Annotated in this window: 12 protein-coding genes; 2 read left to right on the top strand and 10 right to left on the bottom strand. The window is 69.9% G+C overall.

What is annotated here, in order from left to right:
* Positions 1 to 142: 142 nt before the first annotated feature.
* Positions 143 to 2,923 carry a PE family protein gene (locus tag RCP38_RS19080; RefSeq protein WP_308474463.1) on the top strand — a complete coding sequence of 927 codons (2,781 nt, stop codon included), beginning with the start codon at positions 143 to 145 and terminating at the stop codon, positions 2,921 to 2,923.
* A gap of 136 nt (positions 2,924 to 3,059) precedes the next feature.
* On the top strand, positions 3,060 to 4,529 hold the full coding sequence (locus RCP38_RS19075) for a flavin-containing monooxygenase (protein WP_308474462.1): 1,470 nt from the start codon (positions 3,060 to 3,062) through the stop codon (positions 4,527 to 4,529).
* Here RCP38_RS19075 and RCP38_RS19070 read toward each other — a convergent pair.
* The 10 genes from RCP38_RS19070 to RCP38_RS19025 form a co-directional block, all read right to left on the bottom strand.
* Positions 4,526 to 5,257, bottom strand: a complete 732-nt coding sequence (locus RCP38_RS19070; RefSeq protein ID WP_308474461.1) for a YggS family pyridoxal phosphate-dependent enzyme — start codon at positions 5,255 to 5,257, stop codon at positions 4,526 to 4,528. The two genes, RCP38_RS19075 and RCP38_RS19070, sit on opposite strands and share 4 nt — an antisense overlap.
* Before the next feature lie 5 nt (positions 5,258 to 5,262).
* Entirely contained in the window at positions 5,263 to 5,736 is a 474-nt protein-coding gene (gene rraA / locus RCP38_RS19065; RefSeq protein ID WP_308474460.1) for a ribonuclease E activity regulator RraA, read from the bottom strand.
* A 7-nt stretch (positions 5,737 to 5,743) separates the two neighbouring features.
* Entirely contained in the window at positions 5,744 to 6,223 is a 480-nt protein-coding gene (locus RCP38_RS19060) for a nucleoid-structuring protein H-NS (RefSeq protein ID WP_308474459.1), read from the bottom strand.
* Between the two features lie 101 nt (positions 6,224 to 6,324).
* Positions 6,325 to 6,861, bottom strand: a complete 537-nt coding sequence (locus tag RCP38_RS19055; protein ID WP_308474458.1) for a copper resistance CopC family protein — start codon at positions 6,859 to 6,861, stop codon at positions 6,325 to 6,327.
* Positions 6,858 to 7,493 carry a YcnI family protein gene (locus RCP38_RS19050; protein WP_308474457.1) on the bottom strand — a complete coding sequence of 212 codons (636 nt, stop codon included), beginning with the start codon at positions 7,491 to 7,493 and terminating at the stop codon, positions 6,858 to 6,860. The genes RCP38_RS19055 and RCP38_RS19050 overlap by 4 nt, the downstream gene beginning before the upstream one ends.
* Before the next feature lie 89 nt (positions 7,494 to 7,582).
* Positions 7,583 to 8,242 (bottom strand): DUF6474 family protein, encoded by a 660-nt coding sequence (locus RCP38_RS19045; protein WP_308474456.1) that lies wholly within the window; start codon positions 8,240 to 8,242, stop codon positions 7,583 to 7,585.
* A 65-nt stretch (positions 8,243 to 8,307) separates the two neighbouring features.
* On the bottom strand, positions 8,308 to 8,706 hold the full coding sequence (locus RCP38_RS19040) for a transcriptional regulator (protein WP_308474455.1): 399 nt from the start codon (positions 8,704 to 8,706) through the stop codon (positions 8,308 to 8,310).
* A gap of 340 nt (positions 8,707 to 9,046) precedes the next feature.
* A complete protein-coding gene (locus tag RCP38_RS19035; protein ID WP_308474454.1) occupies positions 9,047 to 9,736 on the bottom strand; it encodes a TMEM165/GDT1 family protein in 690 nt (229 codons plus the stop codon).
* A gap of 123 nt (positions 9,737 to 9,859) precedes the next feature.
* Positions 9,860 to 10,396 carry a peptidase gene (locus RCP38_RS19030; RefSeq protein WP_308474453.1) on the bottom strand — a complete coding sequence of 179 codons (537 nt, stop codon included), beginning with the start codon at positions 10,394 to 10,396 and terminating at the stop codon, positions 9,860 to 9,862.
* 193 nt (positions 10,397 to 10,589) lie between these two features.
* Positions 10,590 to 11,210, bottom strand: coding sequence for a superoxide dismutase (locus RCP38_RS19025; RefSeq protein WP_308474452.1), 621 nt, complete (start codon positions 11,208 to 11,210; stop codon positions 10,590 to 10,592).
* Between the last annotated feature and the right edge of the window lie 123 nt (positions 11,211 to 11,333).

Here is an 11,333-nt window from a genome sequence, read left to right as displayed (position 1 = left end):
TCAGTTCGACTTAACGCAGCATGAAAAATGCTCCCACCGCTGATTGCCATGACGGTGGCTCCGGAGTCGACAGAGGGGAAATCGCATGTCAGATCGTCAGCACCGCCGAGGGGCGCGGACTAGTCGTAGGTTGATCGGCGCGGTGTCGTCGGTCGGCGCGTTCCTGGCGCTCGGGATGTCGCCGCTGGCGGCCGCTCCGGCGCAGGCGGACTTCGACTGGCTGGACCCGTTCGGGTTGTTCGACGCCGGCGTCGAGACCGGGGTTCCCGGTGCCGCCGACTTCAGCGACATCGACTGGGGCGGCCTGTTCGTCGGTGACTCCGAGGCCTGGACGAACTTCGACGACATCGTGTTCCAGTCGATCTACAACCCGATGCAGGAGATGCTCGGCGACGACGACTTCGTCGCGATGCTCGCCCCGCTCAACGACATGTTCGCCACCGCGGACTCCTGTGGCGTGATCTGCAACGGTTCCGACGCCTATCTCAACGACGACGGTGACCTGGTCGCCGCCCAGAACGGTGGCGCCTGGTTCGGTGACGGCGGCAACGGCCTGGACGGCTCCGACGGCGGCGCGGCCGGCTTCATCGGCAACGGAGGTACCGGTGGCGACGCGGCCGCGGGTGTGACCGTGGACGTCGACGGTGTGCTCTACGCCGGTTCCGGCGGTGACGGTGGCGCCGGTGGCTCGTGGATGGGCTACGGCGGCCTGGGTGGCAACGGTGGCAACGCGTTCGTCGACGGCGACGGCACCGTGGTGCTGGCCGGCAACGGCGGCAACGGCGGCGACGCCGCGGGCTACTGGGGCATCGGCAACGGTGGCGACGGCGGTATCGGCGGCGCCGGCCTGGACGGAACCCTCGACAACGCGGCCACCGCCGGTGGTAACGGCGGCAACGGTGGTAACGCCGGTCCGCACACCGGTAACGGCGGTAACGGTGGCGCCGGTGGCGTCGGCGGCCAGGGACTGGCGGGCGAGACCGACGCCAACGGCAACGGCACGATCGGCGGCGAGGGTGCTGCCGGTGGTAACGGCGGCACCGGTGGTCTCGGTGGCGAGATCTTCGGCAACGGCGGTAACGGTGGCGCCGGTGGCGCCGGCGGCCAGGGCGGTACCGGCGGCGCCGGTGCCAACGGTGAAGACGGTGACTTCGAAACCGGCGACGGCAACGGCACCGACGGTGGCGACGGCGGCGCCGGCGGTAACGGTGGCGTCGGCGGTAACGGCGGCGCGGCCGGCCTGAACTTCAAGGAAGGCAGCGGTTCGGCCGGTGCCAACGGTGTCGGCGGCAACGGTGGCAAGGGCGGCGACGTCGGCCTCGGTGGCAACGGCGGCAACGGTGCGGCCGGCACCGCGGACAACCCCGACGGCGGCAACGCCGGTAACGGCGGCGACCCCGGTGACGCCGCGGGCCTCGGCGGCGCGGGCGGCGTGGGTGCCGGCACGGGCGACAGCAAGGCCGACGACGGCGCGGCCGGTGCCGACGGCACCATCACCGCGATCGTCTCCGGCAACGGTGGCCAGGGTGGCGCCGGTTACGACGCGGCGGCCGACGCCAACGCGGCCGCCGGGACCTCCGGTGGTTCCGGTGGCGCCGGTGGTAACGGCGGTAAGTGGGGCAACGGTGGCAACGGTGGCGCCGGTGGCAACGGTGTCGAGGGTGCGGCCGGTACCGCGAACGACCTGAACGGCACCAACGGCGGTAACGGCGGTAACGCCGGTGCCGGCGGTGACTCCGGTGAGCTGGACGAGAACGTCGCCGGTAACGCGGGTCTGGCCGGCAACGGCGCCGACGGCGGTGCGGGTGCCAACGCCACCGTCGCGGGTGCCAACGGCGGCAACGGCGGTTCCGGTGGCGACGCCGGTAACGGTGCGGCCGGCGGTGCGTCGGCCAACGGCACGGCGGGCACCGACAGCGACGGCGGTGTGGCCGGTAACGGTGCCATCGGTGGTGACGGTGCAAAGGGCACCGACGGTGTCGGCACCACGTCGGCGTTCGACGCTGCGTCCGATGGCCAGGCCGGCGGTAGCGGTGGCCAGGGTGGTAACGGTGGCGCCGGTGGCGCCGGTGGCGGCGAGAACGGTGTGGGCACCGACGGCGGTAACGGTGCGGCCGGTGGTAACGGCGCCGACGGCGGTGTCGGGGGCTACACCACGCACGGGGACGACCTCGGACACCCGGAGCAGGTGCACAACATCGGTATCGGCGGTCAGGGCGGCGCCGGCGGCGACGGCGGTAGCGGCGGCGCGGCCGGTGCCGGCACGGCCAACGGTGCCGGCGGCAACGCCGGTAACGGTGGTAACGGCGGCACGGGTGGTACCGGTGGCAGCGGTGGCGACCTCACCGACACCGGGTACATCGACAGCGCCGGTAACACCAGCCTGGGTAACCCGGCCAACATCGCCGGTGCCGGTGGCGCCGGTGGTAACGGTGGCGACGGCTTCGTCGCCGGTAACGGCGGTAATGGCGGTGACGGCGGCAACGACGACTTCGCGGCCGGTTCCAACGGTGGCCAGGGTGGCGCCGGTGGTGACGGCGGCGACGGCATCGGCGACGGCAGCGTCGGTGGTGACGGCGGTGCCGGCGGTAACGGTGGCGACGGTAGCGACATCCGCTGGGGCTACCCCGGCCCGGGTGCTCCGCCGTCGAGCATCAGCAACGGCACCACCAGCACCTCGGGTCCGGTCGACAACGCCCAGGGCGGTGACGGCGGGGACGGTGGCAACGGCGGCGTCGGCGACGCGGCCAACGGCACCGGTGGTACCGGCGGTGAGGGCGGCACGGTCATCACCCCCGACCTGCCGACCGGTCCGGGATCCATCGGCGCCCACGACGGTGAGATCAACGGTGGCGCGGGTGCCACCGGCGGCACCGGCGCGACCAACGGCAGCAACGGCGCCGACGGCAACGACGGCGCATAAGTTCGACAATTCGGGAGAGCCCCACACGCCTGGCGTGTGGGGCTCTCCTGGTTTTCGGCGCAAACGTCGTCTACGTCGCGTCGAGATAGTCAACAGGGTGTTGACCGGCTCGACACACCGTTGATAGCCTGTCGCCATGACTGAACACTTCGATGTTGTGATCGTCGGTGCCGGCATCTCCGGCATCAGCGCGGCCTGGCACCTGCAGGACCGCTGCCCGAACAAGAGCTACGTCATCCTGGAAGGCCGGGAGAACCTCGGCGGCACCTGGGATCTGTTCAAATACCCCGGCATCCGGTCGGACTCGGACATGTTCACCCTCGGCTTCCGGTTCAAGCCGTGGCGCTCCGCCCAGAGCATCGCCGACGGGGCATCGATCTGGAACTACATCAACGAGGCCGCCACCGAGAACGGCATCGACAAGAACATCCGCTACCGGCACAAGGTCACCTCGGCCGACTGGTCCGATGCCGACAACCTGTGGACCGTCACCGTCGACAACAACGGCGAACAGCAGCAGATCACCGCGTCGTTCGTCTTCGCCTGCAGCGGCTACTACAACTACGAGCAGGGCTACTCGCCGGAGTTCCCCGGTTCGGACGACTTCGGCGGCACCATCGTGCACCCGCAGCACTGGCCCGAAGACCTCGACTACGCGGGCAAGAAGATCGTCGTCATCGGCAGTGGCGCCACCGCGGTGACCCTGATCCCCGCACTGGCCAACTCCGGCGCCGGCCACGTCACCATGCTGCAGCGCTCCCCGACCTACGTCGGCGCACTGCCCCTGGTGGACCCGGTCGCGGTGCAGGCCAACCGGTTCCTGCCGGACAAGCTCGCGCACTTCGTCAACCGCTGGAAGGCCATCGGCTTCTCCACCGCGCAATACCAGCTGGCCCGCAAGTTCCCGAAGTACATGCGCAAGACCCTGCTGACCATGGCCAAGCATCGGCTGCCCGAGGGTTACGACGTGCAGAAGCACTTCGGGCCCCGCTACAACCCGTGGGACGAGCGACTGTGTCTGGCCCCCAACGGCGACCTGTTCAAGACCATCCGCGACGGTAAGGCCGACGTCGTCACCGACACCATCGACACCTTCACCAAGACCGGCATCCGGCTGAACTCCGGCCAGGAACTCGACGCCGACATCATCATCACCGCGACCGGCCTGAACATGCAGCTGCTCGGTGGCGCCACCCTGCTGCGCAACGGCGAGCCGATCGACCTGCCCAAGACCATGACCTACAAGGGCCTGATGTTCTCCGGGGTGCCCAACGCCGCCGTCACCTTCGGCTACACCAACGCGTCGTGGACCCTCAAGGCCGACCTGGTATCGGAATTCGTCTGCCGGGTGCTCAACTACATGGACGAGCACGGTTACGACCGGGTCGAGCCGCAGCACCCCGGTGCCGCGGTGAAGGAAGAGCCGTTCATGGACTTCAGCCCCGGCTACTTCCGCCGGGCGATGGACGACCTGCCGCGGTCGGGTTCGGAGGCGCCGTGGCGGCTCAAGCAGAACTACCTGCTGGACCTGCGGCTGATCCGGCACGGCAAGGTCGACGAGAAGTCGCTGAAGTTCAGCAAGCACCGCGCCGCGGTGAACGCTTAGTTCTTCTCGGGCCAGTAGTAGGAATCGGGGTAGGGTCGGGCGCCGAACAACGACGTCCCGATCCGCACCTCGGTCGCCCCTTCGGTGATCGCCAACGCGAAATCACCGCTCATCCCCATCGACAGCCGCGGCAGATCGTGGCCGGCCTCGGCGGCGGTGTCGCGCAACCGCCGCAACCGGGCGAAACAACCGCGGACCCGCTGCGGGTCGGTGGTGTTGATGGCCAGCGTCATCAACCCCCGGACCCGCAGCGTTGGGTAGCCCGCCAGCTCGTCGAGGAAGGGCAGCAGCAGGTCGGGTTCCAGGCCGTACTTGCTGGGCTCGTCGGAAGTCTTGATCTGCACCAGCACGTCGATGGCCCGGTTCTCGGCGCGCAGGTGCCGATCCAGCGCCGCGGCCAGCTTGGGCCGGTCCAGTGATTGCACCTCGGCGGCCAACCGCGCCACCACCCCGGCCTTGTTGGTCTGCAGGTGCCCGATCATCACCCAGTCGATCTCCGGAGCGGGCTCCTGGCTGCCGAACACCGCTGCCTTGTCCTTGATCTCCTGGACCTTGTTCTCCCCGAACCGGTGCAGGCCCAGATCCAGCGCCTCCCGGATCAGGTCGGGGCCGAAGGTCTTGCTCACCGGCAGCACCCGCACCTCGCCGGGATCGCGGCCGGCGGCACGGCAGGCGTCGTCGACGCGGGCCCGGAGCGTCTCCCACCGCTCCCGCAGCGTGGTGTCCATCGGCGTCAGACGACGACGATGCCGTCGTCGTCGCTGTAGGCGATCTCGCCGGGGACGAACGTGATTCCGCCGAACTCGACGACGACGTCGCGTTCGCCGGCGCCGGTTTTGGTGCTCTTACGCGGATTGGTGCCCAGCGCCTTGATCCCGATGTCGAGCGTGCGCAGGGTCGCGGCGTCGCGCACCGCGCCGTGCACGATCAGCCCCGCCCAGTCGTTGATCCGGGCCAGCTCGGCGATGACGTCGCCGACCAGCGCGGTGTGCAGCGAGCCGCCGCCGTCGATCACCAGCACGCCGCCGTCGCCCGGGCCGGACAGCACCGACTTGAGCAGTGCGTTGTCTTCGAAGCAGCGCACCGTGCTGATCCGGCCGGCGAACTCCGGCCGGCCGCCCAACTGGCGGAACTGCAGGTCGCAGCTGCGTACGTCGGCGCCGATGTCGTCGACCAGGTCGGCGGTGGGCCGGAATTCCGCGGTCACCGGCGGATCAGCCCTTGCGGGCGTGCAGCAACCGGCGCAGCAGCAACAGCACGAACATCGCGACGACACCGGCGGCCACCAGCTGACCGGTGGATCGTTGCGTCGCCGCCGGCACCGGGCTGATCGGGTTGGGGGCGGTGTCCACCGTCGACTTCGCCTGCGCCGCGGCCTCTTTGGCACGCTCGGCGAGCTGGCCCGAACCGTTGGTGGCGGCCGAGGGCGTGACCGCGACGGGCGGCTTGGTGTCGGCGGGCTTGGTGTCCGCGACCGGCTTGGCGGGCGCCTTCTTCGCCGGTGCCTTCTTGGCCGGGGCTTTCTTGGCGGGCGCCTTCTTGGCGGCGGCCTTGGCGGGTGCCTTCTTGGCCGGGGCCTTCTTCGCGGGCGCCTTCTTGGCCGGCGGCTGCTGCGGCGCAGGGGCCGGGTCGGGCTGGTCGGCTCCGGTCGGCGCGGCGGATTCGGGGTCGGGCTGGCCTTGCGGTTCGGTCATACGGCAGCTCCTCTAGCGGGGTTCTCGTCTCGGACGACTCGGCGACACCGGCAACGTTCCCATCATGCCAGCTCCCGGAAGTGCGGGCCGGTGACCGGCGGTCAGGACCGTGGCCGGTTGAACCACAGGCCGGCGGCGACCAGCGCCACCGCGCCGGCCACGAACGGCCAAACCGGCAGGTCCTCCTGCGGTTCGCCCGGGCGAACGGGCAGCGGGGAGCGCGTGTCGTCGCGGCCGGTGACCGCCGGGCCGGGCTCGCCGTCACCGGCGACGGTCAGCTGGAACGACCACGAACCGGACACCACATGCCCGTCGGCGGAGGTGACCCGATAGTGCACGGTGTAGGTGCCGGCCGGCCCCAGCGGCCGCACCGCGACGCCGGCGACCGCGCCCTTGACCTCGGTGTCCCCGGTGGACCACAGGTGCTGGTCGGGGCCGACGACCGTCATGGCGGCGAACCGGGGCTGCAGCTGCTCGTTGAACGTCGCGCTGACCCGCTTCGGGCCGACGGTCAGTTGCGCGTCGCGGGCCGGGTCGCTGGCCACCAGGACGGCGTGCGCCGCGGCCACGCCGGTCGCGGCGAACAGCATTCCCAGCGCGAAGATGCCCGCGACCGCCCACCGCAGCACGCGGATCATGCCCGCCGCCTACCCAGCGCGACCGTGGCGGCACCCGCCGCGACCAGCAACGCAGCCCCGCCCAGCAGCCGGGCCGGATTGTCGGCCTGCGGGCCGGCAGCGGCTTCGGGGCCGGATTCCGGTGCCGCCGAGACGACCGGCTCCGAGTGCCCGCCGTGATGCTCGGACGCCGACGCCCGGCCGGCGGCCAGCGCCAGCGTGGGTACCGGGCGTTCGGCCTCGCCGCCGTCCGCCGGCGGCGACTGGTCCCACCGCACCACGGTTCCGTCGGCGTACCGCTGTGCCGCGGGGAAGTCCACCGTGTCGGTGTCGGGCATCTTCATCTTGATCTGGAACTGGCCGAACTCGTCGGCGCCGATCCCGCCGGCGGTCGCGGTCCACGTCACCGACCGCACCGCGCCGGTGGCCGCGTCGCGGTCCAGTCGGGCCGTCCAGCCCGGTTTGGTCTCGGTGCGCGCCGAGGCGACGTCGGGCAGCGTCACGGTGAGTTCGGTTGTGGCAGAACCGGTCGGCGACTCATTGGGGACCTCGAAGGTCACGATCGCCATCGCGCCGCGGACCGCACCGGGACTGTTGGCGTGCACATGCGCCCACACCGGCGCGGCGCCGGCGAACGAGCCGGCCGCGATCACGCCGGCGACGGCTGCGGCGCGGAACCCGGCGCTTATGCGGCGGTTCCAGCTTCGCCTCTCCTCCGTCGTGCCTCGCTGAACCGCCGGCCTCATGACGGCAACCCCAGTCGGGCCATCAGATCGGCGTCGATCCCGTCGAGCTGGTCGCTGATCGAGATCGCGGCGAGCCGGCGGCGGTCCGCCGGCATGTTCTCGATGGCGGTGACGGCCGTCGCGAGGTCCGCCAACCGTTCGGTGATCGCCGCGACGAACTGCTTGGTCTCGGGATCCTTGGGCCTGCGATCGGCCACCGAGCGCAGGGTCTTCTCGGCCCCGGCGATCCGTGCCGACAACCGGGGCACATTCCCGGAGAACTCCCCGATGCGGGCCAGCGGCACCCCGAGACCGGCGGCGCGCTGCTCGTCGATCAGGCCCCGCACCGCCATCGCGGCACGGTAGGCCAGCGGTACCACGACCGGCGCGAGCATCCGGGTGACGGTCAGCACCCGCCGGATCCGGGCCGGCGACAGCACCCGGCCGTCGCGGGCGGCCTTCAGCTGGCTCTCGGCGGCCTTCACGGTGGCGCGATCGCGGCTGCGGTCGGACTTGACCTGGGCTTTCAGGGCCCGGGCCTCCGCGCGTTGGGAGGCCTTGAAACGCTTGGCCTCGCCCTTGGCCGACAGGCGTGCCTCGAGCTTGGCGCGGGCTTTGAGTGCACGCGCCTCGGCCCGTCGGGTCGCGCGGCTCTTGCGTTTTCTGAACAGGCCCATCGCGGCCGCCTCCCCGGTGTCTCGCTGGAACCGATCACGCCACCCTAATCGGCGGCACCGAGTCCTCAGGCGCTGAGGTGCTCCTTGCCGCGGAGTTCGTCGATGTGGGCCAGCACTTCCTGCTGGGCTTCCGGCGACAGCCCGATCGCCCGGGTCGCGATGCGGCGTACCCCTTCGTCGCGAACGGCTTCCAGCCAGGACAATTCGGCGTCGAGCTTGGTGTAGTAGTCGTCGTCGGTGAAGAACGCGGGCTTGATCCGGAAGAAGTTGGCCAACGCGGCCATCGTGGTGGTGGACGGATTCGTCCGGTTACCCGAGCGGAGCTGGGACAGATAGGGAGCCGACATCGTGACACCTTCGGCTTTGAGTGCCGCGATCACTTCGGCGGACGTGTGCGGCCCGCGACCGGGTGGGTAGACCACATCGAAAAGACGGTTGAGTCGGACCGCGAACGTCGCGCTCATCTATAGGACCTCCAAAGGGGTGGAAGCGGCCGGCAGGCGCCCGAATAGAGGGTGAGGGGAGGCGCCTGATGATTTGCTGATCATCGTAGCGATAGACGCCGACACAACCAAGGGTGTACCCGCCGCGAATTCGATCTTGATTTACCGGCCCGGGCTCGCACGAGTTCAGCCATCGATCCGGAGAGCCGTAGATGCCGGATTCTGTTGTCGTAGCGGGAAGAATTGCGTCGCCAACGGTGAACGAAAAATTCTGCAATGGCGGGCGCGATGGTCCTCGACTTCGGACACTGCTCCGGCGAAGTGAAGTTTGCACCGTGTGCCCGCCGATTCGAGGGCTTTGCTAGCGGGCACCGGAAGCGTCCCCGGAGGGCGCCGTGGAGCGGCGGCGACCGGCCCGCAGAACCGCCGTCGCGGCGGTCACCGCCGCCAGCGCGGCGAGCGATGCGACCGCCGCCGGGCGACAGCACAGGGCTTCGTCGAGCAGGATCCACAGACCGAACGCCAAGAAGAGCAGTCCGGCCATGGTGTGCAACAGATGCGCGGGCAGCCGGCGGTGCAGCACCGTGCCGACGGCGATCGCCACCGCATCGGCCAGCACCATGCCGGCGGTGGCCCCCAGCCAGACGCCGAGCCAGTTGCGGTCACTGGCCAGGGCCACCGTCGCCAGCATCGTCTTGTCGCCGAGTTCGGCCAACAGCACCGAGGACACCACCGCGAACAGCACGAAGCGGGGCTCGCGGACCGCCGTCTCGCCCGGCGCCGAACCGATGCCCTCCCGCCACGTCCATGCCGCGAAGCCCAGGAAGGCGACACCGGCGACCGCCGCGATCGGGCGTGCGGGCAGGGTCAGCCCCAGGAAGTGCCCGACCGTGACCGAGATGCCGTGGATGGCGAACGCGGCGATCGCCACCCCGCTGAGCACCACCCACCACCGGTGCCGCAGCGCATAGGTCATGGTGATCAGCTGGGACTTGTCGCCGAGCTCGGCGAGGAACACCACCCCCGCGCTGATCAGCATGGCGGCAAGCATGCGAGACGCCCTTTCGTCAGCTGCCGACGTTAACCACTGCGTGGTTCGCCCGCCAGAGCGCGGCCGAATTTCGGGCGGCCGAATCGATTGATCCGGCCGACGGACACGTCGCGTCGAATTGCTTTACGCGGCAAGCAGCATGGCCAGGATCGCGGTGTCGGGATGGCTGACCGGATCGAGGCCGACCCGGCTCACCATCGAGGTGACGGTGCCGTCGGACTCGGCCTCGACCCACGCCGCCCGGTGTTGCAGGCCCAGGTAGGGCAGGCCGGGCAGCAGCACGCATCCCGAAGCGGCGCCGCGGCATTCGGGCAGTGAGGGAACGGTCTCCGACGGCGGATGCAGCATCAACAGCGCCGACGGCTGGTGGCCGGCGAAGTATCCCGGCGCGATCGCCGCGGTACCGGTAACGGTGCCCTCGGCGAGCAGGAATCCGACGGTGCCCGGTCCGGGATCGTCGGGGAGTTCCTCATGGGTTCCGAATACCGTTGTGGTGGACAACAACCCGGGCAGCGACGCGACCCGGACGGTGATGCTGAGCAGTTGGGCCCATTCCTTGGTCGAATCCGGCCACCGGCCGAACACCACGAAACCGTGCAGCTCTCCGCGGGAGTGAAAGGGGGCGACCTCGATCGCCCGGCCAGACCCTGTCGTCTCCATCGCGCACCCTCCGCGACTTGGTGTTTCCCGATTGCAGTCGAGCGATTGGGCTATTACCGCAGCATGCGGCAGCGGTGCACGCCGTGCAAGGGGACACGTCGCGGCGGCGGATAACGAAACGGTGAAAAAGCCGGATAAAACAAGTGGGGCGTCGCACCGTCGGTGCGACGCCCCACCCGGGTCGAGGACGCGGCTAGAAGATCAGCCCCGAAGTCTTCGAGGTGGCCGCGGCGAACCGAGCCTGTACGTCGGCCCAGTTGACGACGTTCCAGAACGCCTTGACGTAGTCCGCCTTGACGTTCTTGTACTGCAGGTAGAAGGCGTGCTCCCACATGTCGACCTGCAGCAGCGGGATGATGCCCAGCGGCACGTTGGCCTGCTGGTCGTAGAGCTGGAAGGTCAGCAGCTTGCCGCCCAGGGTGTCGTAGCCGAGCACCGCCCAGCCCGAGCCCTGCAGGCCGTTGGCCGCGGCGGTGAACTGCGCGCGGAACTTGTCGAACGACCCGAACGCGTCGTCGAGGGCCGCGGCCAGCTCGCCGGTGGGCTTGTCGCCACCGTTGGGCGACAGGTTCTTCCACCAGATCGAGTGGTTCACGTGGCCGCCCAGGTGGAAGGCCAGGTTCTTCTCGTTCAAGAAGATCGCGGCGTGGTCGTCGTTGGCGCGGGCCTCTTCGAGCTTCGCCAGGGCGCCGTTGACGCCGGCGACGTAGGCGGCGTGGTGCTTGCTGTGGTGCAGTTCGTTGATCTGACCCGAGATGTGCGGCTCAAGGGCTCCGTAATCCCAGTCCAGGTCCGGCAAGGTGTAGTCGGCCACGGGGTTCCTTCCTTCGATCAGTGCTGATCCGGTGTCGGTCACCGTTGATCATCGTCGACATGCGTTGACTCGCGTGTGGCGCCCCACGCTCACCGAGGTCACGGCGTGGCGGGGCCACCTCGA

It is taken from the genome of Mycolicibacter sp. MU0083 (assembly GCF_963378075.1).
GTDB classification, from domain to species: Bacteria; Actinomycetota; Actinomycetes; order Mycobacteriales; family Mycobacteriaceae; genus Mycobacterium; species Mycobacterium kokjensenii.
The sequence above is the reverse complement of the archived record's forward strand: the minus strand, read 5'-3'. Positions and strand labels throughout refer to the sequence as shown.

Bases quoted from the DNA above. Each gene is read 5' to 3' on its own strand.
- RCP38_RS19035 (WP_308474454.1), bottom strand. From the start codon at position 9,736: ATGCTTGCCGCCATGCTGATCAGCGCGGGGGTGGTGTTCCTCGCCGAG.
- RCP38_RS19045 (WP_308474456.1), bottom strand. From the start codon at position 8,242: ATGGGCCTGTTCAGAAAACGCAAGAGCCGCGCGACCCGACGGGCCGAG.
- RCP38_RS19030 (WP_308474453.1), bottom strand. From the start codon at position 10,396: ATGGAGACGACAGGGTCTGGCCGGGCGATCGAGGTCGCCCCCTTTCAC.
- RCP38_RS19040 (WP_308474455.1), bottom strand. From the start codon at position 8,706: ATGAGCGCGACGTTCGCGGTCCGACTCAACCGTCTTTTCGATGTGGTC.
- RCP38_RS19070 (WP_308474461.1), bottom strand. From the start codon at position 5,257: ATGGACACCACGCTGCGGGAGCGGTGGGAGACGCTCCGGGCCCGCGTC.
- RCP38_RS19060 (WP_308474459.1), bottom strand. From the start codon at position 6,223: ATGACCGAACCGCAAGGCCAGCCCGACCCCGAATCCGCCGCGCCGACC.
- RCP38_RS19075 (WP_308474462.1), top strand. From the start codon at position 3,060: ATGACTGAACACTTCGATGTTGTGATCGTCGGTGCCGGCATCTCCGGC.
- RCP38_RS19055 (WP_308474458.1), bottom strand. From the start codon at position 6,861: ATGATCCGCGTGCTGCGGTGGGCGGTCGCGGGCATCTTCGCGCTGGGA.